Source organism: Sphingomonas sp. GW821-FHT09B04, from assembly GCF_059418285.1.
In genome coordinates, this window is the sequence record NZ_JBWKPO010000001.1 from 187,349 (window position 1) to 213,959 (window position 26,611).

26 protein-coding genes are annotated in these 26,611 nt (G+C 57.1%); 6 read left to right on the plus strand and 20 right to left on the minus strand.

What is annotated here, in order from left to right:
* Positions 1–2 precede the first annotated feature (2 nt).
* From AC07NK_RS00785 to AC07NK_RS00825, 9 genes are all read right to left on the minus strand, one after another.
* Complete coding sequence (locus tag AC07NK_RS00785; RefSeq protein ID WP_495168666.1) at positions 3–1,442, minus strand: lipopolysaccharide biosynthesis protein; 1,440 nt, start codon at positions 1,440–1,442, stop codon at positions 3–5.
* A complete protein-coding gene (locus tag AC07NK_RS00790) occupies positions 1,420–2,580 on the minus strand; it encodes a glycosyltransferase (protein ID WP_495168667.1) in 1,161 nt (386 codons plus the stop codon). The genes AC07NK_RS00785 and AC07NK_RS00790 overlap by 23 nt, the downstream gene beginning before the upstream one ends.
* Positions 2,568–3,719 (minus strand): DegT/DnrJ/EryC1/StrS family aminotransferase, encoded by a 1,152-nt coding sequence (locus tag AC07NK_RS00795; protein WP_495168668.1) that lies wholly within the window; start codon positions 3,717–3,719, stop codon positions 2,568–2,570. Before AC07NK_RS00795 ends, AC07NK_RS00790 begins: the two co-directional genes overlap by 13 nt.
* Positions 3,670–4,227, minus strand: coding sequence for an acyltransferase (locus AC07NK_RS00800; RefSeq protein WP_495168669.1), 558 nt, complete (start codon positions 4,225–4,227; stop codon positions 3,670–3,672). The genes AC07NK_RS00795 and AC07NK_RS00800 overlap by 50 nt, the downstream gene beginning before the upstream one ends.
* Positions 4,224–5,288, minus strand: coding sequence for a Gfo/Idh/MocA family protein (locus AC07NK_RS00805; protein ID WP_495168670.1), 1,065 nt, complete (start codon positions 5,286–5,288; stop codon positions 4,224–4,226). Before AC07NK_RS00805 ends, AC07NK_RS00800 begins: the two co-directional genes overlap by 4 nt.
* A gap of 5 nt (positions 5,289–5,293) precedes the next feature.
* A complete protein-coding gene (locus AC07NK_RS00810) occupies positions 5,294–6,595 on the minus strand; it encodes a nucleotide sugar dehydrogenase (RefSeq protein WP_495168671.1) in 1,302 nt (433 codons plus the stop codon).
* Positions 6,596–6,638: 43 nt separating this feature from the next.
* Positions 6,639–7,814, minus strand: coding sequence for a sugar transferase (locus AC07NK_RS00815; RefSeq protein WP_495168672.1), 1,176 nt, complete (start codon positions 7,812–7,814; stop codon positions 6,639–6,641).
* Between the two features lie 499 nt (positions 7,815–8,313).
* On the minus strand, positions 8,314–8,472 hold the full coding sequence (locus AC07NK_RS00820) for a hypothetical protein (RefSeq protein WP_495168673.1): 159 nt from the start codon (positions 8,470–8,472) through the stop codon (positions 8,314–8,316).
* A gap of 30 nt (positions 8,473–8,502) precedes the next feature.
* On the minus strand, positions 8,503–9,651 hold the full coding sequence (locus AC07NK_RS00825) for an MFS transporter (protein WP_495168674.1): 1,149 nt from the start codon (positions 9,649–9,651) through the stop codon (positions 8,503–8,505).
* Positions 9,652–9,884: 233 nt separating this feature from the next.
* On the opposite strand from AC07NK_RS00825, the gene AC07NK_RS00830 reads away from it, so the two are divergent.
* Positions 9,885–10,436, plus strand: coding sequence for a TetR/AcrR family transcriptional regulator (locus AC07NK_RS00830; protein ID WP_495168675.1), 552 nt, complete (start codon positions 9,885–9,887; stop codon positions 10,434–10,436).
* Positions 10,437–10,702: 266 nt separating this feature from the next.
* Here AC07NK_RS00830 and AC07NK_RS00835 read toward each other — a convergent pair whose 3' ends face one another.
* The 5 genes from AC07NK_RS00835 to AC07NK_RS00855 form a co-directional block, all read right to left on the minus strand.
* Positions 10,703–11,140 (minus strand): SRPBCC family protein, encoded by a 438-nt coding sequence (locus AC07NK_RS00835; RefSeq protein WP_495168676.1) that lies wholly within the window; start codon positions 11,138–11,140, stop codon positions 10,703–10,705.
* Between the two features lie 300 nt (positions 11,141–11,440).
* A complete protein-coding gene (locus AC07NK_RS00840) occupies positions 11,441–11,635 on the minus strand; it encodes a hypothetical protein (RefSeq protein WP_495168677.1) in 195 nt (64 codons plus the stop codon).
* A gap of 16 nt (positions 11,636–11,651) precedes the next feature.
* Positions 11,652–14,288: an RHS repeat domain-containing protein gene (locus tag AC07NK_RS00845; protein ID WP_495168678.1), complete on the minus strand. Its 2,637-nt coding sequence runs from the start codon at positions 14,286–14,288 to the stop codon at positions 11,652–11,654.
* Between the two features lie 158 nt (positions 14,289–14,446).
* A complete protein-coding gene (locus AC07NK_RS00850; protein ID WP_495168679.1) occupies positions 14,447–16,276 on the minus strand; it encodes a hypothetical protein in 1,830 nt (609 codons plus the stop codon).
* A 202-nt stretch (positions 16,277–16,478) separates the two neighbouring features.
* Positions 16,479–16,844 carry a phage integrase central domain-containing protein gene (locus AC07NK_RS00855; RefSeq protein ID WP_495168680.1) on the minus strand — a complete coding sequence of 122 codons (366 nt, stop codon included), beginning with the start codon at positions 16,842–16,844 and terminating at the stop codon, positions 16,479–16,481.
* Positions 16,845–17,282: 438 nt separating this feature from the next.
* Between AC07NK_RS00855 and AC07NK_RS00860 the strand changes: the two genes are divergently transcribed.
* The 4 genes from AC07NK_RS00860 to AC07NK_RS00875 all read left to right on the plus strand — a co-directional run bounded on the left by AC07NK_RS00860 (position 17,283) and on the right by AC07NK_RS00875 (position 20,370).
* Positions 17,283–18,473, plus strand: coding sequence for a tyrosine-type recombinase/integrase (locus tag AC07NK_RS00860; protein WP_495168681.1), 1,191 nt, complete (start codon positions 17,283–17,285; stop codon positions 18,471–18,473).
* A 117-nt stretch (positions 18,474–18,590) separates the two neighbouring features.
* Positions 18,591–18,851, plus strand: a complete 261-nt coding sequence (locus AC07NK_RS00865) for a helix-turn-helix transcriptional regulator (protein WP_495168682.1) — start codon at positions 18,591–18,593, stop codon at positions 18,849–18,851.
* Positions 18,808–19,110: a hypothetical protein gene (locus AC07NK_RS00870; protein ID WP_495168683.1), complete on the plus strand. Its 303-nt coding sequence runs from the start codon at positions 18,808–18,810 to the stop codon at positions 19,108–19,110. The genes AC07NK_RS00865 and AC07NK_RS00870 overlap by 44 nt, the downstream gene beginning before the upstream one ends.
* Positions 19,111–19,911: 801 nt before the next feature.
* On the plus strand, positions 19,912–20,370 hold the full coding sequence (locus tag AC07NK_RS00875) for a Ros/MucR family transcriptional regulator (RefSeq protein ID WP_495168684.1): 459 nt from the start codon (positions 19,912–19,914) through the stop codon (positions 20,368–20,370).
* Between the two features lie 238 nt (positions 20,371–20,608).
* Here the strand turns inward: AC07NK_RS00875 and AC07NK_RS00880 are convergent, their stop codons facing one another.
* Both AC07NK_RS00880 and AC07NK_RS00885 read right to left on the minus strand, forming a co-directional pair.
* Positions 20,609–21,073 carry a hypothetical protein gene (locus AC07NK_RS00880; protein ID WP_495168685.1) on the minus strand — a complete coding sequence of 155 codons (465 nt, stop codon included), beginning with the start codon at positions 21,071–21,073 and terminating at the stop codon, positions 20,609–20,611.
* Between the two features lie 225 nt (positions 21,074–21,298).
* The gene (locus AC07NK_RS00885; protein ID WP_495168686.1) at positions 21,299–21,838 is read right to left on the minus strand and encodes a hypothetical protein; all 540 of its coding nucleotides are present in this window, start codon (positions 21,836–21,838) and stop codon (positions 21,299–21,301) included.
* A gap of 178 nt (positions 21,839–22,016) precedes the next feature.
* On the opposite strand from AC07NK_RS00885, the gene AC07NK_RS00890 reads away from it, so the two are divergent.
* Positions 22,017–22,595, plus strand: a complete 579-nt coding sequence (locus tag AC07NK_RS00890; RefSeq protein ID WP_495168687.1) for a recombinase family protein — start codon at positions 22,017–22,019, stop codon at positions 22,593–22,595.
* A 19-nt stretch (positions 22,596–22,614) separates the two neighbouring features.
* Here the strand turns inward: AC07NK_RS00890 and AC07NK_RS00895 are convergent, their stop codons facing one another.
* The 4 genes from AC07NK_RS00895 to AC07NK_RS00910 form a co-directional block, all read right to left on the minus strand.
* Positions 22,615–22,797: a hypothetical protein gene (locus tag AC07NK_RS00895; RefSeq protein ID WP_495168688.1), complete on the minus strand. Its 183-nt coding sequence runs from the start codon at positions 22,795–22,797 to the stop codon at positions 22,615–22,617.
* A gap of 488 nt (positions 22,798–23,285) precedes the next feature.
* Positions 23,286–24,359: a serine/threonine-protein kinase gene (locus AC07NK_RS00900; protein ID WP_495168689.1), complete on the minus strand. Its 1,074-nt coding sequence runs from the start codon at positions 24,357–24,359 to the stop codon at positions 23,286–23,288.
* Positions 24,359–25,426: a serine/threonine-protein kinase gene (locus tag AC07NK_RS00905; protein ID WP_495168690.1), complete on the minus strand. Its 1,068-nt coding sequence runs from the start codon at positions 25,424–25,426 to the stop codon at positions 24,359–24,361. The genes AC07NK_RS00900 and AC07NK_RS00905 overlap by 1 nt, the downstream gene beginning before the upstream one ends.
* Entirely contained in the window at positions 25,410–26,537 is a 1,128-nt protein-coding gene (locus tag AC07NK_RS00910) for a PP2C family protein-serine/threonine phosphatase (RefSeq protein WP_495168691.1), read from the minus strand. The genes AC07NK_RS00905 and AC07NK_RS00910 overlap by 17 nt, the downstream gene beginning before the upstream one ends.
* Positions 26,538–26,611: the final 74 nt, after the last annotated feature.

Here is a 26,611-nt window from a genome sequence, read left to right on the forward strand (position 1 = left end):
CGTCAGTTTCTCCGCAGAAGAGTTCGGTTTATCAAGCCAATGCCCACCACGAGCCGATGCTGGAACACTACCAGACACCCGACACAAAAAACCGCCCAATAGAGCGGGAAAAATGCCCCGAGACGTTCACCCCACGACAGCGACACAGCGGCGCCGATCACATAGACGATTGCCAGGGCGTACATTCTACGGCTTGGCAAGCGATACCAAAGTTGGGCAGCGATCTCAGTCCGAGTGATCAGGAAGCATAGCGACCCGGCGAGAATGCCGGCTGCGGCACCCTTAGCGCCCAGACCGGGAACCAGCAAGAAACTGACGGAGAATGCAACGGCCGCGCTCATAGCGCTCGCCAGCATCGCGTACCCCATCCGCCGCGACACGCCTATTCCGATCCCGAACGCTTCAGCCAGGATATACAGCAGCGGCAACGCCATGCAGGCAGGGACGAGATAGGCGACGCCCGAATAGTCCTTCGGAAAGATATACGGAAAGAACCATGCTATCGTGGCGATCGCCCCGCCCGCCAGAAACGTCAGCAGGGTCGCGATATCCAGATAGGGTTGAATGACTGCGGCATCCTTGGCGCGCACCTCGTTGCCGTAGACGAAGGGAGCCCAGATGATGGTGAAGATCGAGGTGAAGATCGTCACCGATCCGGCGATACTGAGCGCCACCGCGTATATTCCAAGGTCCCTGGCGGTGCCGAAGAATGCCATGGCGATCCGGTCGGATGATGAAAGCAGCGCGTAGAGAAACGCGGATGCGGCAGCGGGAAGGCCGAACGCCAACAGGGACTTGTACAGCGGCAGCGGAAACCGGCTTGCAATTGCGGTGACGATCTGGCGCCGACAAGCCAAGAGATGAAGAGCGACTGACGCCAACGCACCCGTCAAGTAGCAGGCCAGAACGACCAGAGGGGATCTTGTAGCGGTCATCGATAGCGCCGATGCCAGACATACGAGGGCAACGCCGCGCTGTACCACTTGAAGAACGGCGAAAAGCTGTGGCGTCGCACTCATTCTGAGAGAGGTCGACAACATTCGAATGACGAGACTCGAGACACCGTAGAGCAACGCTATCGCCGTACCCGTCCAGCCAATATTCGGCAGGATGGCGACATGAAGTGTCGAAAGCGCAATGGCTGTCATTATGGCGAAAGCTGTCGCCAATGCCAAAGGTGTCAGGATAGCCGCCGCGAACAACGTCGCCTTATCTTCAGCGCCGGCATGTTCCCGGACATAGGCTTGATCCAGGCCCAGCGTGAACACCATCACGAAAAACAGCGCAACCAGCTCCAGGATAGCCAGAAGGCCGACGATCTCCGGGACGAAGTTCCAGGATATTATGAACGTCAGGACGATGCTGAAGAGTGCCGACCCGAGCGGCCCGGCCGCGATGATGATCGCGCCCAGACCACCGCTACCGCGCAGCACGGTAAACAACCCTGGAGTAGAGGGCGTCCAGCGCCTCGCTGATGACCGCCGCCGAGAAGCGCGATTCGCAGTTCGCACGGATGGCCGCCGGGTGAAAGCCGTCAGCACTTGTTACGATCTCCTCGATCGAATCCGTGACCGCCTCCACACTCCATTCATCAACCAATCGCCCAACATCGCTTGTGACGATGCTTTCTGGCCCACCGGAGCGAGTTGCCACGACCGGCATTCCAAGCGCCATCGCTTCGACCAGGGTCACGCCAAACGTCTCCCGCTCGCTGGCCGAGACGAGTAGGTTTCCCTTCGCCATTTCGGCGGGCATTTCCGTGCTAGCGACTTGGCCGACAAACTTCACCTGCGCCCGAAGTTTCAGATCGTCGACAAGATGTTCCAGGTGAGGTCGCTCAATACCATCCCCTACGATAGTCAAAGTTGCATCAATGCCTCTTTTCCCTAGCAGGGATACAGCACCGATTATCAAGTCCATCCTTTTTCGACGCGATAATAAAGCTACCGAGACAATGCGGGGACGACCGTCAAATCTTTTGACCATTGGGTAAGATAAAAATCGTTCTGAAACAATATTAGGAAGGTATGACCAACTCCCTCCATAGCTATTATTTAGCTTTTCAGCAAATATTTCTGATACAGCCAAATTCGCATTGCTGGCGCTAGCCAGCTGTGAATAAATCAATTTCGAGCTTGAAGAATTTGATACTGCAAGATGGTATGTCGAATGTTCAGTAGTTACAAATGGAATACCGTAACGTTCCTTCACCTGCGCCGCGAAATGAGCGGCCGGTTCCATGCTATGGACATGGATGATATCCGGTTTGCCAAATCGCTCGCAGTAGACATCGAACGCGCGTCGGGCGTGCCAGCACCATAACGTGCGATAACCGGCTGCATTTCGGGAAAACCAGTTGAAGCCGTGCGATCGGACTTCGTTCAGCATCCCATCGGCCTTGACGGCCAGGCCGGATTCCCGGCCAAGACGGAAATACCGCCCCGGTCCCCGCAGGTCGGCAAAGACTACGCCGACCCGCAACCCTCGCGCAGCAAGCGCCTGTGCCTGGTCCCGAAAGAAGCTACCCTCTGCATCGCCGTCGAACCTCGGGTACCAGCTTGGAAGTATCAGGACATGCATGACCTGATCTTCTCGACCACTCGCAATTGCATCTCCGCGCTCAGATAAGGATGCATCGGCAGGCTCAGGACTTGCTCGGCCGCTCTTTCGCTTTTTGCCAGCGAACCAGCCTGTCGGCTTGTCGTCGCATATGCACGCTGGTGGTGGAGAGGTATCGGATAGTGAACGGCCGTTGGGATGCCGGCCTCCTTCAAGGCGCTCACGACAGTTTCCCGACGGTCCAGGCAAATCGTGAACTGACCCCAAACCGACGTCCGGTCGTCCGCTACCCGGATTGTCTCCACGCCCGGGATATTCGCCAGCATCGCAACATATCGATCGCCAATCTCAACGCGTGCTGCGATTTCCTCATCAAATGTATCGAGCTTCGCCAGCAGGATCGCGGCTTGAAGCGTGTCGAGCCGCCCGCCCACGCCGACGCGGTCATGTTGGTAGCGCTTGCTTTGGCCATGGACGCGGATCTCGCGCATCACCTGGGCCAGGCCGGCGTCGGTCGTGAAGATCGCGCCGCCATCGCCATAGCAGCCAAGCGGCTTGCTCGGGAAGAAACTGGTGCAGCCGATCGTCGAGACACCACAGCTGCGCCGGCCCTTGTAGGTCGCGCCGAAGCTCTGCGCGGCATCCTCGATCACCGTGATGCCGTGACGCGCGGCGATCGAATTGATCGCATCCATATCGGCGCACTGGCCGTAGAGCGACACCGGCATGATCGCCTTCGTCGCCGGGGTGATCGCGGCCTCAATGAGCGTCGCATCGATGTTACAGTCGGCCAGGTCGATGTCGACGAACACAGGCGTAGCACCGACCAGTGCGATCACTTCGGCGCTCGCGGCGAAGGTGAAGGGCGTGGTGATGACCTCGTCGCCCGGGCCGACGCCCAGCGCCATCAGCGCGATCAGCAGCGCTTCGGTGCCCGACGCGACGCCGATGCAATGATCGACATCGACGTACGCGGCCAAGCGTGCCTCGAGCTCACCGATCTCGGGGCCCATGATATAGCGGCCATGGTCGAGCACGCTCGCGATCCGCGCGTCGATCGCTGGCTTGAGGTTGCGATACTGCGCCTTGAGGTCGATGAATTCGATCGTATCAGTCATGGAGAATGCAGCTTTCCGTATCGATCGTGTATGTCCGCCCACAGTCGCAGCGGACCTCCCCTTTGCCTGCCAACCGCAAGCCGCACAGACACATCCACCCGATGCGATGCGCCGGCACGCCGACCATCAGCGCATGGGGCGCGACGTCGCGATTCACCACGCTGCCTGCGCCGACAAATGCGTTTTCGCCAATCGTGACGCCGCAGACGATGGTGCAGTTCGCGCCGAGCGTCGCGCCGCGTTTCACCAGCGTCGGGCGGTATTCGTCCTTGCGGGCAACCGCTGAGCGCGGGTTGTAGACGTTGGTGAACACCATGCTGGGGCCACAGAACACATCGTCCTCGAGCCGGACGGCGTCATAGACCGACACGTTGTTCTGGACCTTCACATTGTTGCCGATGACGACATCGTTGGCAACGAAGACATTCTGCCCGAGCGAGCAGCCTGCACCGATGCGGGCACCTGAACAGACATGTGCCCAATGCCAGATGCGCGTCCCCTCACCGATCGTTGCGCCAGCGTCGACAATCGCGGTTTCGTGAATGCTCACTCCCCCCGCTCCAGCGGCAGCGGCACGCGCACACCGTCACGCGCCGAACGGTAGATCGCGGTCAGCAGCTCGAGCGATTGCAACCCCGAGCGACCATCGGTTTCGGGCTGGGCCTCACCGCGCAGCACGTCGATGACGTTGCGATAGTAGAGCGGATGGCCAAAGCCATAGACTGACGTCGTCTCGTAGCTTGCCTCGGCAATACCGGCATCGTCGGGGTGCGGTTCGGCGAATTGCCATTCCTTGACTTCGTTGACCGCGACGCCACCGATCCGCGCAGTCCCCTTTTCGCCCAGGATGGTGATGCTGCCCTCAAGGTTCTTGGGATAGGTCAGCATTGTGACGCTGAGGCTGCCGAGCGCGCCCGAGCGCCAGCGCAGGGCAGCGACCGCGGTGTCCTCCGCCTCGATCTTGCGCTCGAGCGTCGCCGAATAGGCCTGCACGCTCTCGACCGGACCGATCAGCCAGCTGAGCAGGTCGATATAGTGGCTGGCCTGGTTCATCAGCGCGCCGCCGTCGAACTCCCACGTTCCACGCCATTTGGCGGCATCGTAATAGTCCTGTGGGCGGGTCCAGAAGACATTGAGCGCGACCAGGTGGATGCGGCCGAACCGGTTGCCCTCGACCGCGCGCTTGAGCATCTGTAGCGTCGCGTTGCGGCGGTTCTGCTTGACGACGAACAGCTGCACACCGGCTTCGTCGCATTCGCGGACCATGCGCAGGCCATCCGACCAGCGTGTCGCCATCGGCTTTTCCGACACGACGTGACGACCGCTGCGCGCGATCGCGATCGTCTGGTTGGGATGCAGCCCGCTCGGCGTGGTGACGATCACCGCGTCGGCAGTCGTCCTCGCCAGCATCGCGTCGAGCGACGTGTGGCCGGTCGCGCCGGTCTCGTTCACCGCAGCCTGGAGCGCTGCCGCGTCGATGTCGCAGACATCGACCAGTTCGGCATCGTCGGCATGGGCTGCGACAGCGCCGAGATGGTTCTTCGAAATGCGGCCGCAGCCGACGAGGGCGAAGCGGACCTTGCGTCCGGTGACGGGATTTGAAACGGGCATCGCGATCAAGCCTTGATCACATTCGCCGCAGCGGGCAGGCGCCCGCGGCTGTCGACGATCAGCGTCGCCTTGGCGATCAGGTCATAATCGAACCGGTCATGGTCCGTCGCGAGCAGAAGGCAGTCGAACTCGCCGATATTGGCATCGGTCAACTCGACACTCGACAAGTCGAAATGATGTTCGCGCGTCTCCGGGAACACCGGCACGTGCGGGTCGCTGTAGCTGACTTCGGCACCGGCATCGCGCAGCTTCTCCATCAGGATCACCGACGGCGATTCGCGCATGTCATCGACATTCTTCTTGTAGGCGATGCCGAGCACCAGGACCTTCGTGCCCTTGATCGACTTGCGACGGTCGTTGAGCGCGCCGGCGAGCTTCATCATCACATAATCGGGCATGGCCGAATTGACCTCGCCGGCCAGCTCGATGAAGCGGGTGTGGACACCATATTCGCGCGCCTTCCACGTCAAGTAGAAGGGATCGATCGGGATGCAGTGACCGCCCAGGCCCGGGCCGGGCTGATAGGCGGTGAAGCCGAACGGCTTGGTGGCGGCGGCCGCGATCACTTCGTGAATATCGATGTCGAGCTTGTCGGCGACGATCTTCATCTCGTTGACGAGGCCGATATTGACCGCGCGGTGGATGTTCTCGAGCAGCTTGGTGAGCTCGGCTGCGCGTGTCGAGCTCACCGGCACGAGCTTGTCGATGACCTGCCCGTATAGCGCCATGCCGACATCGAGGCAGGCCGACGTACGGCCACCGACAATCTTAGGGATGGTATTGGTGGTGAAATCCGGATTGCCCGGATCCTCGCGCTCGGGCGAGTAGACGAGATAGATGTCTTCGCCGAGCTTCAGCCCCTGACGCTCGATCCGCGGGCCCAGTTCCTCGTCGGTGGTACCGGGATAGGTGGTGCTCTCGAGCGAAACGACCTGGCCCTTGCGCAGATAGGGCAGCAGCGACTGGAGCGTATCGAGCACGAACGACAGATCGGGTTCGCGGTGTTTGGTAAGCGGCGTCGGGACGCACAGGATCAGGGCGTCGGCCTCGCCGATCCGGGCAAAATCGGTCGTGGCACTGAAGCCGGCAGCACATGCCGCGACGACGGCGGAGGACGGGATATGCTCGATCAGCGTCTCACCACCGTTCAGCTTCGCAACCTTGCCGGCATGAATGTCGAAACCGAGGACGCGGTAGCCGATATCCGAATAGCGCAGCGCCAATGGCAGTCCGACATAACCCAGTCCGACGATCCCGATAGTCGCGGTCTTCTTCTCGAACTTCTCGATCACTTCGGCTGTCGTCATAAGTTCCTCAAATAAAGTCCTGTCGCTGGCAGCATCTGCCGCCCTATTTTGCCCCGAACCCGGTCAGCATCGTCATCATCGTGCGGAACACGATGAGGCTGTCGATCCAGAGCGAGAAATTCTTGATGTAGTAGAAATCGTAATAGAGCTTGCTGCGAACCTCACTGACGTCGGCGACATGCCCCTGCATCACCTGCGCCCACCCGGTCACGCCGGGTCGAACGACGTGCCGATAGCGGTAAAAGGGGATTTCGTCTTCATACCATTTCGACAGCACGGCCGCTTCAGGACGCGGGCCGATCCAGCTCATCTCACCTTTCAGGATATTGATGATCTGGGGCAGCTCGTCGATCCGGCTGCGCCGCAGGAAACGGCCAAGGCGTGTGATACGGTCGTCATTGGCGCGCGTGATCGCGTCATCGCGCGCGCCAGCCTGGTCGACTGTGCGGGTTCGCATCGTGCGGAACTTGTAGACCGTGAACGGCTCGCCACGGAACCCAATGCGCTCCTGGCGGAAGATCGCCGGCCCGCTGGAATCGAAACGGATCAAGATCGCCACGACGCCCAGGAAGGGTGCGAGGATCACCAGCGCGACTGCGGCGGCGAGCCGGTCGATGATGCTCTTTGGGAGCATGTAATTGTCGGGCGGTGACAAGGTGCCGTAGCTGGTTTCCGACAGATGCTCGAGTTCGACCCGGCCCGTCAGCGATTCCATCAGATGCTTGCTGTGATAGACCGGCAGATCGGTCAGCGCGAGATCGGCAACCCGCTGATCCCAGGCATCCGGCAAGTCGATTCGCAAGTCGACCGCCACCGCATCAACAACTGGCAGCGTGCGATCGGGTGATTCGAAAACGATCCAGTCGATCCCAGGGATTCCCAGCAAGGATCGAATATCGTCTCCCAGCGGGATCACGGCGATCTTGAGCCGTCTACGGCCAAAGATCTGCGTATAACCGAGGTAGAAGATAAAGATGGCGCAGAAATAGGCGCCACCCAGCGCCCAACGGCTATAGTCGAGCCGAAGCATCAGCAACGAGACGACAAGGATGCCGAATGACACTGAAAAGCCCGGAATAATTGCCGATGCGCGCTCAACACCAGGATAGCGTCCGACATTGCGGATCAGCAAGATGCCGAGAAGGATCGCGATCAATCCGCCCCAGAATGCATTGACAAGGGCGTTGAAGCCTTGCTCCAGCGAATGGTCGATCAGCAAAATTCGAGCGATAATCGGCAAAGTTGCCGCGATCACCCCGGAGACGATCTGCCACCGGAGGCGATACCAATGGTTCCTTTGTAAAGCCGATTCCTGCGTCACTGCTATTAAGCCCTATCAACAAACGCTGCAGGCGACGGGCGCCAAAGATAGACCATCGCAGCACAAAGATCCGACCGACGCCTGGATACCACCGCAAATCCCATGCATCGTTCGACATTCTCGCATTGCGCTGTCTCACAACGCGATCGGAACAATGGTTGACACCCCCATTTGCGTTTTGCGATCGTCGCGACGCTTTACCGATCAAACAGCCTTTGTCGAGGATGATGTGGGTGATGGGTGGCAGAGCCGCGCTGAGCGCCGCTCGTGCGCAATTCCAACTGATGCCTGTCGATAAAACCGGGCGCGCGCTGGCGCATTTTGGCCAGCTTTGGATATGCGTATGTTTCCAGCGAGGTCAGAACGGCGTCGGCATTAAGAGATTGGATGCGAAGCGTCACGGGCTGAGGTCCAGCTGGCCATCGCTCCGGGCATAGGCCCGCAGCTGATGCTCGCGCTTACGGGCGAGTCCAAAGTCTGATTTATGCGGCGCCGCCTTCCGGTCCTTGATGAAGATCTCACGCTTGCCATCGGGCGACACGACAGCGGAACCCATCTCGGCATCCCCGCTTTGACGCCGCGCGCCTCACGGTGCCGATACCCTGACACTGCGCGGCATCAGACTGACAAGGCCGAGCACTGCGAGCGTGACACCGATCCAAAGCGGAGACCGTAATCCGTAGCCGGTGAGAATGCCGATGCCGCCGAGCCAGGCGCCGGCAGCAAGGCCGATATTGATAACCGAGGTATGAACCGTGTTGACCAGCGGACCCGGATGCGCCGCTTTCATCACCCGTGCGATCATCGCCGGATTCATCGGCACGCCCACCAGGCCGATGATCAGGAATGCGGCGACGCTGATGAAATGATTCTCCGCGAACATTGCAAATATCGCGAGTGTCGCAGCCAGCACGGCCAGTCCGCCGACGAGGATCGGGATCGCATGCTTGTCCGCAAAGCGTCCGACGATCAGGTTACCGATCACGTTGGCGGCACCGTACATTCCCAGCAGGATTGGCATGGAGGCAGGGGATAAACCCGCCAGCTCCGTGAAAATGGGCGCAAAATAACTGAACGCTGCGAAGGTCGCCCCGATAATCAGACCGCTGGTGGCATAGGCTGCCCAGAGCTGGCCGCTTCGGAACGACGCCAGTTCCTTGCCCAGGTCAGCCCGGGACGATGGCCTGGATGCGGGGACCAATACGGCAATGACGGCCGCGCATAGCACCGCAAGCACAACGACCAGCCAGAAGCTCGCACGCCAGCCGAAATTCTGGTCGATCACCGTCGCCGCCGGCACCCCAAGCACCGTCGCGAGCATCAGCCCTGCCAGCACGATCGACGATGCACGCCCTCTCGCCTCGGGCACGACAAGATCGGCGCAAATGGCCAATGACACACCGAAGCACGCCGATCCCGCAACGCCGGTGATAATCCGCGCAATGACCATGATGGCATAGCCTTCGGCTGTCGCGGCCACGACGCCTCCGACCGTATAGAGCGCCAGCAAGCAGAGCAGTGCCTGCTTGCTCGGAACGCCCAACCGAAGGAGCATGATGGTGAGCAATGGCCCGCCGACGACCATTCCCGCCGCATAGATCGAGATCAGATACCCGACCTCGGCAATCGAAACGCCGAGCGCCGTCGACAGCGATGGCATCATGCCGGCGACCATGAACTCTGACGTGGTCAGCGAGAAGATCGTCAGCCCGAGGATATAGACGACGAGCGGCATGCCTCGCCGCATCTGCTGGCCTGACCCGGCCCCGGGTAGAACGCCTGCCGACGCGCTGGAATCTACGCTGCTCATCGCCGGCGGATCAATTCTATAATTTACACTACATAATTCGCTACCCAGCTTGCTTCAGAGGGTCAAGCGATTTACATAATTTCGACTACAGAAAGGGCATAGTGGTGACCCGAGGCAGGCCGCGCAGCTTTGATCGAAATCTCGCGCTCCGGCGCATCATGGAAGTGTTCTGGGCCAAGGGGTATGAAGGCGCGCAGCTCAACGACCTGATCGTGGCGATCGGCGTTACCCCTCCAAGCTTTTACGCAGCCTTCGGCTCGAAGGAGGCTGCGTTTCGGGAGGCTGTCGAGCTTTACCTTGCCACCGCAGGATCTGTCGTGCCGCAGGTGCTCGAAGAGGGGCTGACGGCTCATCAATCGATACGCGACATGCTCATGGCCAGCATTGATACGGCGCTCAGCGCTCCGCATTCGGGCGGCTGCCTGCTGATCCTTGGCGTCGTCAATTGTCAGCAGGAAACTGCACCCTTACGCGACCTGCTCAAACGCACGCGCCGGGACACGGAGGCACGCATTCGCACGCGGCTGGAACGCGCTGTGGCAGAGGGCGATCTGCCAGGCTCGACGAGCCCCGATATGCTGGCCAGCTATTATGGCACCGTGATGCAGGGCCTCTCGATGCAAGCCCGCGATGGCGCGACGAGAGAAGCGTTGGAAGCCTTGGTCGCGCCGGCCCTGGCCGCCCTCCCGGCGCCGATTTCGCCCCGCTGACCCCGGTCAGTCACCGTAATGTGCCGAAAGAGAATCATGGAAACAGGCGCGACAAGGTTTTGACCTCACCATTCTAAGGCGATGCCCGGCAGCCGCCGTTCGACGCTTGAAGCGGGCTCGAAGATCTAAGCGTCTGATTGTCGGGAACGGGTTCGCTACCCGCTTTCTCGCAAGCATCGTCGACTAGCTGGCGGTCATCTTGCAGGATGCAATCGGAAATGCGGCAGAACGGTGCCGCGATTATATCCGCGCGCAGGTTGCTGTCGCTATGCACCGGTATCCGTGGGTCCATGACGCCTCTCTGCATAAGCCTTCAGCGACCGCATTGTCTGTGGCAGCCCCTCCCGAACCTGCCTGGCGACACCCGGCCCGAAAAGAAAGGCAAGCGCGCCAGTGAACCAAACGCGATGGACGACTTCCGAACCACCATCCATCTGTGAAACCATGTGCTCGAAATGCATTCTGAACAGCGGAATATAGCCCTCGACGGTGAATGACCGGCCCTCGGTGCGCTCCTTGACGATCATCGGCACACCCATGCCCTTGCGGGGCGTAATTCGCCCCTTTGTTCCGACTGCGAATGGACCATCGAGCCGGGCATTCTTTGTGTCCGGATCCCAGAGAGGCCATTGATCGACCTCGCTCCAGATTCGATCAACCACCAAAGGCGGAACGGCGATGTGGATGCGTTCTTCTATGTGCATGGAATTATTGATGCCTGCCGATGCTGCAAAAAGCCCATCTACACGCGCACAACTGTGACGTCGCCCGTGCGCGGACAGAGTTTCATGAATTGGACACTCATGCCCCTGCCCGCTCCACCCAGTTCAGAGGCTCGCTAGTGGCCCTATGGGATGCCGGAAGGCAGGGAAACCGATCGCATCGTCGGTCTTTCCGCCTGCAGCTCATGCAGCCCGTCGTCGCGGTGGGAAACGCAACGCTGCGTCGTCGTTCACAGTCACATCTCAACGCGCCATATAAAGGCGAGATCATCAAGATACGTATCAGTCATCTTTCCACGGGGCATTTGCCCGAGGCTCATCTTCGATAGTTAAGCCATCTCTTCCATGGGCAAATGCCTTTTTAAGCGCCGCGACGATTTGAACCTTAATATAGTCACTTCTGTGATCCGGCCCTAATTCATCTCCCAATCTCAAAATTCTTCCGGCTTCGAATTCAATCCAATCGCTAAAATTCATGGTAGAAACATTCCTTTCAAGGATAAGGCTCGCGCGGAAGTTGATTAACATCAAATCCACGCTCTTGCAGAACCTGGAGCCTGGTGTTTCCGTTCATGACCGTTCCGTCGCTTTTAACCTTCAAAGATTCTGACCGCCCAGGTTTCAGAGAGTCCACAATCTCATCAGTGCTCCTGCCTCTCCAGTAGTTCGATGAGGATTGATTCCCCCGCATCGCTTCTGAAGAATGCAACCCCCTGAGTGGAGGCATGCCAGCGGCCGAGGCAAGAGCAGCGCCATAATTGACCGAAGAACTACTACCCAGATATGAAAATGCATTGCTGGAAAAATGTGACCCGATAATATCTATCAGCCCGGTTGGAGAGAATGCGCCGCTAGCGCCCTTGACCCCATACGCTTCAAGTTGCGATCCGGCGCTCGCCAATTGCTGCGCTGCTGAACCCTCATGACGCGTAGTAGATGTGTGAGAAATGATATCACCATTCCACTGCGTATCTTTTTGAGTGAAACTCAGCGTCGTGTAATCATTCCCGTCATCCGTTGCCTTACACGTAACAGGACCGCCGTTGATTTGAGTGCACTCAAGGGCCAATGTGCCCGTCGGATCAGTCCCATTAACCGGATCGTTTGCGACATAGCCGTAGAGGTTGATCTGATCTTCATACCCGATGGGATCGGTCTGGAGGAATCGTCCGAGCATCGGCGAGTAGACGCGCGCCTTGTAATGATACATGCGCAGCTCCGGAATCCAGGCTTGGCCAGTGTACTGGAACCGCCCCTCATTGACGCCGGGAACGCCGTACGCATCATAGCTGTTCACCTGAACGCGATTACCGTTCGCATCGGCGACGGCGATGATCGAACCCTGATGATCCGCGAACAGATAGCGCGGCGACGCCACACCCGATCCCACAAATTCCACCAGCGGATCGTCCTGCCCTTCGGCGGTGCCGTGCACGTAGCGCTTGAGCATGTTGCCCGCACCATCATACTCGGCCAGCAGCGCATCGCCATCGTACAGGAACTGCGTCGTCCCGGTCGACGGCGAGTAGGTCTGCGACAAACGCCCCAGCGGATCATAGGTCAGCGTGACGCCGGCGCTGGTGCTCACCAGCCGGTTCTCGATGTCGTAGGTGTAACTGGTCACACCATCTGAGGTCAGATTGCCGTTCGCATCATAGGCGTAGGCGTTGCCGCCGACAGCCGAATATTGATTGAGCCCGTTTGCGACGTAGCCCAGGTTGACTCTGGTGTAGTTGGTGTAGCGGTAATCGTCATTGTTGCGCGTGCGCGAAACGATCTGGTTTGTCGCATTGTAGCCGAAAGACGTTGTGACGTTCGCACCGCTGCTCATGAACACGTGACCATAGCTCGACAGCCGCGCAATCCCGTCATAGGCGAAGTTGGTTCCGAACGTCCAATTCCAGGCCGGAACGTTCAACCGCAGCAACGAGGCGACACGCCCCGCCGCGTCGTAGGGCGTGTGAAACAATGGTGCTGAGCCCGACTCAGCGAAGTAGAGCCGATCGAGGCCATCCCGATGATAGTTGAAATATTGGCCATCCGGATGCGTCACCCGGGTGCGGTTGCCGTTGGCGTTATAGGCGAAGTTGAGGTTCCGGATCACCTCACCGCCGCCGAGCGGCATCACCGCCGTCGTCGCGGTGAGCCGGCCAAACCCGTCATAGGCGCTGGTGATGCCCTGACCCGACAGGGAGTCGAACCGCGCCATGGTCTGCAACCCGCGCAGATTATAGGCATAATAGACCGGTCGCGCGCCGCCGCCGGGATACGTCTTGCTGGCGACGCGATTCAGCGCGTCATAACTATAGTTGATGACCCGGCCATCGCGCTTGCGCAGATACGTCCGGTTCCCGTTGGCGTCATATTGATAAGCCTCATAATCGCTCGCCGACGTCACGCCGGGAGCGTTCCCGTCCGGGAAGTTCCATTGGAACAACCGATCATGCCCGTCGTAGATAAACCGCGCCTGATAGCCCCGCGCGTCGGTTACATATTCCTGCTTGCCGTTGGGCGTGTAGGTGTAGGTCGCATAAACCTGCTCGAGACTCGTTCCCACAGCCTTACGAACCTGCAGCACCTGACCGGCAGCATCGTAAACACTCTTGGTGATCTTGTCCGGACCCTGAGCGCCTTGCGGCCCCAGCACGCATGCACTCGTCGGCAGAGAACCAAAGGTGGCCGAATTCATCCGAACCGCCGTGCACTCGAGCCGGCCGATATTGTCGTAACTGTACTGGGTAACCTTGAATGGCACTCCGTTCGCGTCGGCCAACGCCTCCTTCACCTTGCGGTTTCCGGCATCGTACTCGAAGAGGGTCATAGTCGCGACTGTGAAGCCTGGCCACAGGCCGGGCTTCACATCCTCCCCCTGCCAACTCGCCAGGTGCCCGCTTTCAACCTTGCTCAAGTTGCCGCGCGCATCATAGCTGTTGCGCACCGCAGGGTGACCGGCGGGAGCCGCCCCTCCCGGTACCGGCGCGATGGTACCCGTCACACGTCGTGCATCATCATAACGTGTCGCGTGCGTGAATGCGGATGGAGCACTCTGCGCGAGCGCGTTCGGGGCCGCACACGCCAGCAACGCGATTGCCGCAGCGACCAGCGCAGGACTTCCCACCGACACGCTCATGTTCGGATCTCCTATCGAAAAGCTGCGCTGACGCCGTACGTTCCCGCGTTCGTACCGGAGGTCGCGGCCCGGCCTCGGCACTACTTGACGAGCGCCAGGATCAGGCTTGCCCGGACGCATATGGCCGCCGCCCGCACGCCCGTTTCCCGGGGCCGCGCTCATGGACAACTCGCCAAACCGGCGTTGGGCGACGTTTCCGCGACCTTGTCGCCGAAATAATTGTAGCGGTAGCAGCTCCGGTGAACTTCCATCTGACCCGCTGAATTAGCCGCTGTTACGGCCATGCCCCGCAGGAGCAGGTTATTTGGTCCGGAAATCGGGCCGTAGTCATATTCGGTGATAACTTCGTCAGCAGTCCCTGCGCAGCCTTCCGTTGCGCGACATTCCGACTTGCGCGTGAGCATCGATATCGGCGATCCGGCCGCGACAACACCCCCGCCACTATCGAGGATATATGCCGTACGCATCGTGTACGTGTATGTCGTGATCGACCTTGCAGCGCCCACCGTTGGTGCGGCGCCCGTCATGGTAAGCGCCTGCCCGCTTGAATTATACGTATAGTCCGTACGATTTCCCATCGGATCGAATACCGATGTCGGCAAGTTGCAATAACTCTGCGTCGCGGCACTACAAGACGACATGTATTCATACCGCGTCGTTGCTGCCGTTTCGCTAGTGCCCGGCTTCGGATGCCGGGTGACTTCAGTCACATTATACCGGCCATCGAATTTATACTCGACGCTGTTCCCTTCCGGGTAAACAGCCCTGGAGACGGTTCCCATCGCATTGTACACGAAAGACGTTGTTCGCGATAAACCGTTCGTCACACTATCAAGATTCAGATTTCCCAGCGGCCAGGCGGGAACAACGAGACTGCGTGAATGGGCATTGAGCTGTGCCTGGCCACCTATTGCCGAGGATACTGTAACCTGATGGCCGGTCGGCCCTCCCCAGCTCCCCGTAGGCGAATAGATGTTGTAATAGTCAACAGCTACGCCGTTTACATCTGCGTGGTTCACCAATATCTCGTTATGGGTGGCGCTTCCCGGAGCTCCGTAGCGCATATACGACATGGCAATATTGGGACTCGTCGATCCTGGAAAAGTCACCTGGCTTGGATAATAATAAGTCCATTTGGTGCCATTCCACTGACATGGCTGACCGGGTGGTCCGTAACAAGTGGGCTCGGAGTCGAATGCCTCGATGGGCTCCAGCACGACTTGGGTCAGCTCACCTGCCGCATTCGTAAGCATGATTTGCGAGCGCGAAGCCCTCTGCACCGAAGCGGACCGCACGCTTTGCAGCCCCTGACACTGCACCGTGAGATCATTGTTACAATAGTTCAAAGCCATATTGACGGCTTGGGTTACAAATGTCGGATTCTGGTTCGTCGTGCGCAATCGAAATCCAAAATTGTTCCGGATATCGACGGCATCGACGAAAACTGGATCGACGCCAGTCGAGTATGTTCCTCCGCCGAAAATCTCCCGACCGTCCGGGTACGTCACCTTACCGTGCTCGACCCTGAGGCCGTACTTGTCGGTGAAGACCCAGCTATCCCAGGTCGCGCCTGAAACATACGTCGCGCCGGTAGCATATTCAGGAGTCCAGTTTGACGTGCCTGGCTTGCGCCGGAAGCTGCTGCTGCCCCCCGGGTATCGGACCGTAACGACCTCATATGGATCATACTGGTTCGGAATGTTGCTGAGATTGATCACGGAGTAATGTTGATTGGTAATCGACTGAACGAGCACCTCTCTCCCGTTCTGGGGCGCATAGACTCGAGACAGGGAAGAAGCCTTATCTCCGCCAATGGAAATAATAGAGACACTGAGCCCGCCATAGCGCCCACTCTTCAGCTCCACGCCATAATCGTCGAGCACGGGGCTCTCGATGGGGGGCGGGAAGGTCTGGGCTTCGGCAGAACACAAAGTGGAGAGCGATAGAATAACAAATGCATACGGACAAAAACGCGACCTGATTGCCATACCACCCCCTCCGCGGAATTCCGTTCTCATATTATCGGCCACATTCACCCTGAATATAGCTAGCCGTTACCGTGGACTTCTATCACGGAGCGCCCGTCGCTGATCGCCGCCGCCCCCAGAGATGTTTACCTATGTGAACATCTTTGTGAGGCCTCATCAATCCCAATATTTACACCCGAATTGGAGCGTTATCATAGTCTTGCTACGATTTCTTAATCTTGATCCTGGACTGCTTCATCACGAGATCACTAGCGCCCGCCTTGTGCTTCCTGGCGCGCTCAAACACCTCGACTGCGTGCGGTGACAGCGGGCACGAGATGCGGCATGGCCGCGAAATGCCCCTCCTTTTCGGTTGCCGCGGCAGTCCCTTGGCGAGCGATCGCTTTGGAACCTCAGTCGTGCGAAAGCCCTTCGCGTAGGCCCAGTCGAGGACGGTACCGATGCGCTGCCTGCCTCGCCAGGCCGTCTCCGGCTTCGCCAGCCAGATCGGCGCAAGGACATCACGAATCAGCGGTCTCTCGATCTCGTTGACGGGCAAGGCGCCCAGCTTGGGAAAGGCATAGGTCACCAGTGCCGCAAGCCACTGCTTCTGACGCTTGCCATTCAATTCCAGGAAAAGGCCATCGCCATCGGAATACCGACCCGGTTCGGTCAGTGTCCGGACCTGGTTGCAGTGAGCTTTCCCGTCGCATCCCGCTCCAATTTACCCCACACATTTTGTGAGATGGTGTCGGATCACCTGAAACTCAGCGAGACCAAAGAAGCGCTGATTTCTGCGGTTTTATAGCAGTTTTAGGGGGATTCGCGAGCGCTTCAAAGGGCGCAAGTGGCGGAGCGGGAGGCCGCCAGCACCGATTCCAGAACTTTCCGGTGCGTTCCACAAGCAACTGATATTAGATATGATTTCTAGTACGCGTTCCAGCGCTGTCCGCAACAATCCGGCCTATTCCAGAAAATTATGTTGGGCGCTATGTGGGGTAGAATCGCCAGTTACTGGGGTCCGCCATTGCCAAAGCAGAACGGAAAGCATGAGGAAAAGCGGCTTAGCGCCGCGTTCGTCCGCACAGTTAAAGAGTCGGGTCTATATGGCGACGGCAACGGGCTTTATCTCAAGGTCGATCAATCCGGCGCTAGGCGCTGGATTCAACGGATCGTCGTGCAGAGCAAACGCCGTGATATCGGCCTAGGGTCAGCATCGCTTGTCGGCCTCGCAGAAGCCCGAGAGAAGGCGCTAGAGCAAAGAAAGTTGGCTAGGCAGGGTGGAGACCCGCTAGCGGCAAAACGCCTCGTTACGGGCCTCCTGACGTTCAAACAGGCGGCGTTGAAGGTTCACGAGCTATCCGCTCCGACGTGGCGGAACGATAAGCACAGCAAGCAGTGGCTTAGCACGCTAGAGACGTTCGTATTTCCCGCTTTCGGCAACAAGCCTTCAAACGCGATAACGGGCGCTGACGTGTTGGAGGTGCTGTCCCCTATCTGGAATAAGCGTCCGGAAACTGCCCGCCGCGTGAAGCAGCGCATCGGAACGGTGATGAAGTGGATCATCGCGCAGGGGTGGCGAACCGACAATCCCGCGGAGACGATCAGTAAGGCGCTGCCAAAGCATGACCGGTCCAAGGTCAAGCACCGTCTGGCATTGCCCTACGACGCAGTGCCAGCTGCGATGCAAACGGTTCGCGATAGTGATGCCGGTGCAGTTACGAAGCTGGCGTTTGAGTTCCTAGTTCTTACTGCCACCCGCTCTGGCGAAACCCGACTTGCTACATGGGACGAAGTCGATCTGGAAAAGCGTGTTTGGACCATCCCGGCCAGCCGCATGAAGGCGAAGAAGCTGCACCGTGTGCCGCTGCCGGGTCGGTGCATTGCCATCCTTAAAGAAGCGAAGAAGCTGCAATCCGACGACAGCAATTTAATTTTCCCCGGATCGAAGGCGGGCAAACCGCTGTCGGACATGACCCTGTCCAAGCTGGTGAAGGAACTTGGCATACCAGCGGTGCCGCACGGTTTCAGATCGTCCTTTCGGGATTGGGCAGGTGAGCAAACCTCCCACCCCCGAGAGGTTTTGGAGTTCGCATTGGCGCACGTGATCAGCGACAAAGCGGAGGCGGCTTATGCTCGTTCCGACCTGTTTGAAAAACGAGATAAGCTAATGCGTGATTGGGCCAATTTCTGCCAGTTGATAGATAATCAGAAGTGACTTCTACTTTTCAAGTATAAGGAATAGTATCTAATAATAAACTTCCTTAGCAATTTGAGTTTATTCTTGACGGCTATTTCCGTCGCCGCTAGCCGGACCTTCGAAAGGAACGGAATCTTGGACAAGCTGCTGCGACGATCGGATGTTGAGAACATCGTTTCCCTAAGTAGATCGTCTATCTACGCCATGATGGCGGATGGAAGATTTCCTAAACCGATCCGTATTGGGAAAAATGCCGTCAGGTGGAAAGAGACGGAACTCACTGCGTGGATTGATCAATGTTCGAAGCGATTATGCATGATCTTCGGACTTCATCAAACCATAGGAGCTAATAATGTCTCTAATCGCAGAAATCACGAGAAATTTGCCGCCGGTTGACCGCTCTCTTGTCGTAGGTGTTCAGCTTGAGCGACAAATTCTAGTCGATGGCGATACCCAAGCCGCGAGCCTCATCGTTTACACGGACAGGATGATGACCTTTGATGGAGGCGACGGCCATCACGGTATCGATGCGGCTGCCATTTCCAATCTGCGCAAGGCTGTCCGGCGTGCGCTAATGGACGAAGGGGCGCTGGAAATGGTTAAGCAGATTATCGTTCGACAGAATGACGTGATGGCAAGGTTTTCAAGTCTCTAGTGATTGGGGGTGCATCTATTGATGCATCCCTTTTCCTGCCATTTTTAAAATGGGCACAACTCCGCCTCCGAAGGGGTGATCAACAGCAATGGCTTTTATGCTATCCACCTTCAGGTTTTACCTTATAGGACTATTTGAAGCATCGTATATCCTAACTGCTTATTTCCCTACCCTTGAAAGGTTAGAAGGTAGCCACACCCGGCGATCCCTAGTGAATGCACTAGAACAATTATATCAGCCCACAATGTTAGGTTTGTCCCTTGAGCCTTGGTCCTGCTCTGCGGGAGGGTCGGAGGCAGCCCTACGGCTTAAAAGTTCCCCCGATGCTAACCCTTGCCGTATCTTCAAGGGATATAATTACGGAAAGCTATAAGGCCCATGAGAATGGTATGTAGCGCATCAGGTAAGAACCCTTCGCATACGATCGATCTAAGGCTATAATAGCTTCGGCGATATGAGCCACGCCGGTGGCATTTGTCTTGGATGATTATAGACGTTCCAGCCAAGGTAAGCATCGTCTTGATTGGAATCATATCAAAAATTGGCCAAACATTCAATACTGAACTGTGAGCATCAGGATTCCACGTGAATTTTGTTGCCGATGACGGGCTCGAACCGGATAAATCGGCACATTAGGCCTTATTAGGCTTGATGCTGTCACAATACTCGTTAAGCCCTTAACTTGTTTAAACATTACTTCAGTTTAAATAGTAGCTCATGGTGTAATTTACTAAATATATCTTAGGTTGTGGTATCACTCCGCCTTGCTATGCTCGGCTCGTTCACGTCAGGAGCCAGAACATGAGCGATGAAATCACCCTAAGTCCTGTTGAACTTGCTGCGGAGCTGACCGCCGCTTGGTTGGCCAATAACAACACCCGCGCAACAACGGAGGAAGCGGTCGCCTTCCTAACCGCTATGCACCAGACAGTAGGTAGTCTGGGTGGATCAACGGCGGCAGCGCCGGAAGTAGAGGTCGAGCCAGAATACACCCCGGCCGTTAGCGTGCGTAAGAGCCTCGCCAGCAAAGAGCATATTATCTCGCTTATCGACGGGAAGCCCTACAGGACGTTGACCCGCCACCTTAGCACCAACGGCCTTACACCGGCGGAATATCGCGCCCGTTATAATCTGCCCGCTTCATACCCGATGACTGCCCCTGCCTACAGTGAGCAGCGCCGGGAAATGGCAAAGAAGATCGGCTTGGGACGTAAGGCAGGTCAGAAAGTTCCTAGAAAGGCTAAGGCGAAGTCAGAATAGGCTCTATCTTCATTTCTAAGCCCCGTAGGGCGCAATTTGAGCGATTTGGCAGGTTCGGGGTGGCCATTGCAGTCGGATAGCGCTTTACGGGCGACATCGTGTTTGGTTCTTATAAACTAATAAGGTCGAATCCCAGTCATGATATCAGGAACATTATAAGTGTGAGGGCAGCATAAAATCGAGGCTACTATGTGAAACCACCGGGAATAGGGTTTCGGTGATTTTCTAAGACTTCGACCTATTGGATGGCGTTAATTGTCTCTTTGTATGCGGCGTCTATCGCCTTCATTGCCTCCTTCTGGCACCCACCATCACTTGTTGCCTCGGCGGATGCACGGAGAATGTTGCCTCCTTTCATGCATACTGGATGCAGCTTTCGGAATTGGCACTTCTCGTTCGCTGCCATGCCCGGATTGTCCGTGAGGGAGCCGTTCTCAAGGAGCAAATCCGTACCTCCATCCCGGTATAGAAAACCCTCATTCCCGGTGTATGCGCCGAAGGAGTTCTTCGCGTTGAGCTGACCGCAAACCGAACCATCTTCGCTAATGCGGACGTTGGTGAAGATCACCGAGGTTGGGTCTTTCATCCGCGCAGCGATCTGCCCCTTGGCAGTCGCGATCTTGTTGGCATCTGTACCCGGTACATGCTCACAACCCACAACAAGGAGTGAGGCGATGGTGGTGGTGATGGCGATGGATCGCATTTGGCACCCTCTCAATTTGAAGGGGCAATCCGGCGACAAAGCCGGGTGTTAGACTCCTCGCAGATCGCAAGGCGCGCCGCTTTTAGGCAAGCCTTGGACATAACGACGCCACCCGGCCGAGAAACCTCGACCGGTGATCTGACAAGGGGAGTCTAAGCCCCACGCTTAGGACTCACTAAGCGCGAAAAAACGATGGCGGCGAAATGGATGAACTGCAAGCCTTGGCTAGCCAGCCGCTTTGGTCGGTTCGCCGGGCCATTCTGGGCGCTTAAGGTCTTTACCGGCCAAGAGGTCGCGAATGAGGCCGAGGCGCCCGGATAGGAACTCTCGCATCATATCTCGATCTTCCACGGTCATGCAGCCATCACCGACCGTCGCTTCCAGCGTTTCTAGATAGAGGACCAAGCCCCGAAGCTGGCCAGCGGTGGCGACCAAATGTCGCGCCAATGATTTAGGGCCTTGGTTATCCAGCTCATAGATAGGAAAACGATCAATCTCGCTTGCAACTCCATGCATGGTTGAGGCCGCGAACTTCAACGACAATGATCCGGGCAGGAAATGCGCCGACGTATGGTGATAGCTCTCAACCACCTCATATCCGTTAGCTAACAATCTCGCGCCAGCAGCCCTTAGCTGCCTCTTGCGATGCCAGATTGGCACGAAGGCGGTGAAGTAGGTGATGATCAAAGCGAGCATGGCGCCAGCGAACTGTGCCCACCCTGACAGCTCTTCATGAGCTTCAAGCCAAGTCAATAAACTGCTCATCCTTCCCCCCAATGCCAACCCCTAGGGGATATAGCCCCATTCAGGCGTTGATGGCTCCTAAGTTGTAGGTGTTGAGCCAACCGCCAAACGCCGTCTTCATATGGCTCATATGATATATTGACTCTTTATGATCCTGGCTCATTATATTTAGGTATCTAGTGAGCGAGTTGAGGCAGATATGAGCCGCATTTCCTACCTGCGTTGTTCAACGGGCGATCAAAGCGTTGAGGCTCAACGCAGAGCGCTAGGCGGCGCCTTCAATAAGGAGTTTGTCGATGAAGGTGTTTCGGGCGCGATCCTAGCTGCCGATCGCCCCGGCTTTGCTGCATTGCTCTCTTATATCCGTGAGGGGGATACTCTTTGCATCGCGGCGATCGACAGGCTTGGGCGTGATGCGCTCGATATCCAAGCCACCATCCGCAGCCTTCTTACCAAGGGTGTCACCGTGGACGTTCTTGGCCTTGGTCCCATCGGCAAAGGTGTGGGTGAACTTATCGTCGCTGTTCTGGCGCAGCTAGCTGACCTAGAGCGCAACAGGATCAAAGAGCGCTGCGATGCTGGTCGGGCGGCAGCTAGAGCCTCCCTTGCCTCTACAGGGCGGACCCATCGCGGCAAGGTCAGCCTTGGACGGCCCTTTGCTGCCGATGCCAGTGAGGTCCAAAAATGGCGGAAGGACAATGGTGCAAGCATCGCCACCACGGCGCGCCAGTTCGATCTCTCTCTTGCAACGGTTAAGCGATACTGCGCGAGTTCGTAAGCTAGCGTCTCAACCCTTTTCAAAGGAACTTGAGTAACGCGATCGTGAGAATGGCAAATAAACCCGTGCCGCTCATGGCGGTAAGGCCGGTCGGCGAATGAGCCAATGCCACTATCGTCGCGAGGAACGGCCTTCCCTCACGCAAGAAGGATTGAACCATTTTCGTTTCCGGACGGACGGGTGGCTTGGGACTTCGGATCATTGGGCCTTCCTCACAGCAAAAAAAGCTGGGGTTGGGTGGCTCAACTCCTTCGGAGTGTGTGGACTAGCAGATTCAACTCGTCAACCAGGCTGTGTTCATGTATTGTTCGACTCAACCCTCTTGATCCACCCTAAATTACTCAATTCCCACAGCTTATTCGCGGCCGCAAAGGCTGTGGAGAACCACTTCTAGGACCAACTCACCGCCCCCTTGTGCGGCGGATCGGATCAGTCGCTCATGCGACGAACGATGGGGCAGTTGGAGGGCGCCGTCCTGCTGGCGAAACGCCTCGCAAACGCGGTTCGAATACGCTTGTGCGTCGAAAATGGCTCTGTCCTAGATTTCGGCTTAGGCGCTTGAGGGCGCATCGAAACCGGACGATTTCGGGCTAGCAGATGAGCGTCGAGGCCATATGCTGCGTGGAGAAACGAGGACACGGATACCCAATCCTGCCCAGCAATGTGCGGCATCGCCGACTTTCAGCGAGACTAGTTCGCCAGCCTCACCAACGGGAAGGCGCGATCGTTCCCGGTGCCGGGATGACGCGCAAACCAAACTCGCTGGCCGACAACCGGGCCTACGCCGCCATAGAAGCTATCGACATGGTACATCGCTTCCACGCCCGCATCTGAACGCAGGAATCCCCAATATGCATTTGGAACCTTGGTAATCTGGCCCAGCTCATATTCATCGACTGGATAGCACAAAGGCTCCAAGGCCTTGATAAGTTGTTCAGCGGTTAAGCGCGCCGCCGGGTCGGGATTGAGGCACTGCAAAATGTTATTGTAGAGGTCAGTTCCTAAACCTCGAAATTGCATTGCAGAGATAGCGGCTGGCTTGGGCGGAGGGTCGCCTTTGAGGATGGCCGGGATGCTAAGAAGGCCTTCACCAAATGGCAGTTTTCCCGACAGAAGCTGGTAGGTAATGGCGGCAATCGCCCAAACGTCTGCTGGAGCCGATGCTTCCGAGAAGTTTGTTACGCTTTCCGGCGCCATGTAGGGAATCGCGCCAAGCACCGTCTTGGAGGACGTGGTGCCTCCCTTCCCAACCCCAGCCCATTCGCCAATTTCCGCCTCCGCCATCTTAGCGATGCCAAAGTCGGTTATCTTTACCGATGACAGAGCCGAACCATTCACGACCATTATGTTGCTTGGCTTAAGGTCTCTGTGAACGACCCCGGCATGGTGTGACGCCGCCAAGCCTCGCGCAAGTTGATGAAAAATTCGAGCGCATGCCGATGGAGGCATGATAGGCACTATGCTTGGGAAAAACTTCGAGAAGTCCTCCCCAACGACCAATTCTTCGATGAGGTAAGGCGCACCATCATGCTCAACGTAGTCAAGGGTCTTTGCTACGTTTACATGATTCACCCTAGCGCTCATGACCGCTGATTTCTCGAACCGGGCTAGTGTTGCCCCCTCTTTAGGCGTCTTGAGCGCTACATCGCGCCTGAAAAGCACATCGTGTGCCGCATAGACATTTTGCATGCCGCCTGCGCCAATCCATCGCTGGATTTGATAGCGGCCTGAAATAGGCGGCGAGGAAGCGTTTAATATAGGCACTACAACATAACCTCTGGATGCGAAACATCACAAGTAACCGAAAGCGGCCTTCCTACACCGCGCAATACAATAACGGTCGATCCGGTAAGAATCTGTCCGACAGATGCCGGAGCATTGTTTATAGACACGTCACCAGATACCGATGAAACTTCGAATGAAATTCCACTATAATTTACGCCGATGGCACTACCATTTCCCTTGATGGTTCCATTACGCTTATTCTTGTCAACTATGGCTTGGCTCACCCCCCAAGTTAGCGCCATCTTATGTTGGTCGCGCAGGAGTTCGTCAGCAAGATGACCTTTGCATACAGCCATAGTCGGACGATTGATTGGATTTGGCGCTAGACACTGAAGTAGCAAAGCAGCAGTTGGCGCACCCACCTTCACTGGCAAATTTCCAAAGTCGAAGCCAGCCGGAATAGAGGGCGCGAATCCCATCATCTCGGGCGGGATCGCTCCACCATTCAGGAGCCAAATGGCGACACAACCGAACGCGTACACATCGAGCGGGTAATCAAAGTTGTGCAGCCCATTCACATCCTTTGCAAAGGACTCGGGCGCCGCAAACCCTTCAGAGAAATATAGAATCTTAGTGCCTGGAGCCGCCCCAAGCTTAGCCAACCCGAAATCGAATATCTTAAGCTGCCCCTCTGCATCGTACCGCATATTGTCGGGCTTTATGTCCCGGTGCACACGCTGATGCGCGTGAATATCGGCGATACCAGCGGCTATTGGGTATAGCACCTTGAGCGCATCCAACGTTGTTGCAGTAGCTACACATGGAGGCAGCTCGTCTCCGGGCAAGAACTCCTCAACAAATCCAACGGGCTTGTCCGCATCGATAATAACATCGAATACTTGAACAACATATCTGGAGCGTATAGCCGACAAAGCCGCAAGTTCGTCAATTAGACGATGCGACTCTATACCCGGCTTAAGGCTTTTAATAATAACCTGCCGCTGAAGATGTGAGTCCTCACAGAGCAGCGTATCCGCCATCCCTCCGGCGGTAAATTTATTTAGGACTTTTGCGTATCGCGGCGGCAAACTAATCATCTTCGCCATCGACTTGAAAAATTACATCCATTGGGAGTTCTTTGTCAGCGTCAGGGTTGCCGCGCTGGCGCACGGCTCCTTTCTTGCGGTTCGCTCGCGCTTTGCGGGAACGCGCCGCTCTGGGTAGCTGCGCCTTTTGACCGTCTTCCGATGGCTCCATTGGCACGGAACGGACGCCTCCGGCGTCACTCGTGGGCGCAATCTTTATCACGCTAGGCGGAAGCCAAATATCGAGGTTTCGATCTGGAGCAGTGATTTGAATCGTCAAGCCCTCGTGCTCCTCCGCAGAGGACTTCACATGGCCAGACCTAATACAAATAGCAGTGGCGTTATCTTGCGTGTTGATAGCTTCGGAAACGAACACCAGTTTACGAACCAAGTCGAGCGGATTCCGACTCCCTTCACAAACCCCGGCTAACACCTTTCTTCCCACACTATGGGCGCCGTCCGAAGTTATTAGCCAAAGATCGTGCTCATTGTCATTTGATAGCTCAATCAAATGCGGCTCAACACTGTCCCCAATCCCAACGAACTGAAGTAAGCGATTATCGAGATCGTCCTCGTCGTTTTGACCGAGATGGGCATTAACGGCACCAGAGACGGTATCATCACGGGTCAGAAGATCGATTTTCCGGTATTCATCAAGGCCGTACAGTCGGCTATCGCCCACATGCACGGCCCACCTCGTGCTAACGCCAAGCGCTATTGCGGTTAGGGTCGTCCCGGCCTCACCGCGGAACGCGTTAAACACGGAAAAATTCGCAAATCGGCAAGCCTTATCGAGTCGCTCATTCAACGAGCAATCTGGATCGATCGTAGCGAAAGCAGATACAAATGCCCCCATTGCCAGAGAGGCCGCCTCTCCACCCTTAGCCATGCCCCCCATTCCATCGCAAAGAATGCCTAGCCGCAAGTCTGGGCGCATCGAACCAAACCGAAAACGCACTACAGCGCATCGATCTTCATTGCGTTCTCTATGAGGGCCTTGCGAGGTCGCAACTGCGGCTCCCGCATCAAGACTCGCGCTACGCCCATCAGCCGCTTCGACGAAGAATGAACTCAAACGTTCAGCGATCTCGCGTCGCAGGGCTCCATACGGGGAAAGTGCATCGCTTATCATCAACGCATAGCTAGCCACCAACCATGTAGAATGAAAGCGTCGCGATCCTCTACGGACGCGAACACGGCATGTTG

Bases quoted from the DNA above. Each gene is read 5' to 3' on its own strand.
- AC07NK_RS00835 (WP_495168676.1), bottom strand. From the start codon at position 11,140: ATGCACATAGAAGAACGCATCCACATCGCCGTTCCGCCTTTGGTGGTT.
- AC07NK_RS00870 (WP_495168683.1), top strand. From the start codon at position 18,808: ATGTCTCTAATCGCAGAAATCACGAGAAATTTGCCGCCGGTTGACCGC.
- AC07NK_RS00845 (WP_495168678.1), bottom strand. From the start codon at position 14,288: ATGAGCGTGTCGGTGGGAAGTCCTGCGCTGGTCGCTGCGGCAATCGCG.
- AC07NK_RS00805 (WP_495168670.1), bottom strand. From the start codon at position 5,288: ATGCCCGTTTCAAATCCCGTCACCGGACGCAAGGTCCGCTTCGCCCTC.
- AC07NK_RS00905 (WP_495168690.1), bottom strand. From the start codon at position 25,426: ATGGCGAAGATGATTAGTTTGCCGCCGCGATACGCAAAAGTCCTAAAT.
- AC07NK_RS00895 (WP_495168688.1), bottom strand. From the start codon at position 22,797: ATGATCCGAAGTCCCAAGCCACCCGTCCGTCCGGAAACGAAAATGGTT.
- AC07NK_RS00885 (WP_495168686.1), bottom strand. From the start codon at position 21,838: ATGAGCAGTTTATTGACTTGGCTTGAAGCTCATGAAGAGCTGTCAGGG.
- AC07NK_RS00910 (WP_495168691.1), bottom strand. From the start codon at position 26,537: ATGATAAGCGATGCACTTTCCCCGTATGGAGCCCTGCGACGCGAGATC.
- AC07NK_RS00850 (WP_495168679.1), bottom strand. From the start codon at position 16,276: ATGGCAATCAGGTCGCGTTTTTGTCCGTATGCATTTGTTATTCTATCG.
- AC07NK_RS00890 (WP_495168687.1), top strand. From the start codon at position 22,017: ATGAGCCGCATTTCCTACCTGCGTTGTTCAACGGGCGATCAAAGCGTT.
- AC07NK_RS00880 (WP_495168685.1), bottom strand. From the start codon at position 21,073: ATGCGATCCATCGCCATCACCACCACCATCGCCTCACTCCTTGTTGTG.
- AC07NK_RS00875 (WP_495168684.1), top strand. From the start codon at position 19,912: ATGAGCGATGAAATCACCCTAAGTCCTGTTGAACTTGCTGCGGAGCTG.
- AC07NK_RS00810 (WP_495168671.1), bottom strand. From the start codon at position 6,595: ATGACGACAGCCGAAGTGATCGAGAAGTTCGAGAAGAAGACCGCGACT.
- AC07NK_RS00825 (WP_495168674.1), bottom strand. From the start codon at position 9,651: ATGCCGCTCGTCGTCTATATCCTCGGGCTGACGATCTTCTCGCTGACC.
- AC07NK_RS00790 (WP_495168667.1), bottom strand. From the start codon at position 2,580: ATGCATGTCCTGATACTTCCAAGCTGGTACCCGAGGTTCGACGGCGAT.
- AC07NK_RS00840 (WP_495168677.1), bottom strand. From the start codon at position 11,635: ATGAATTTTAGCGATTGGATTGAATTCGAAGCCGGAAGAATTTTGAGA.
- AC07NK_RS00830 (WP_495168675.1), top strand. From the start codon at position 9,885: ATGGAAGTGTTCTGGGCCAAGGGGTATGAAGGCGCGCAGCTCAACGAC.
- AC07NK_RS00820 (WP_495168673.1), bottom strand. From the start codon at position 8,472: ATGGGTTCCGCTGTCGTGTCGCCCGATGGCAAGCGTGAGATCTTCATC.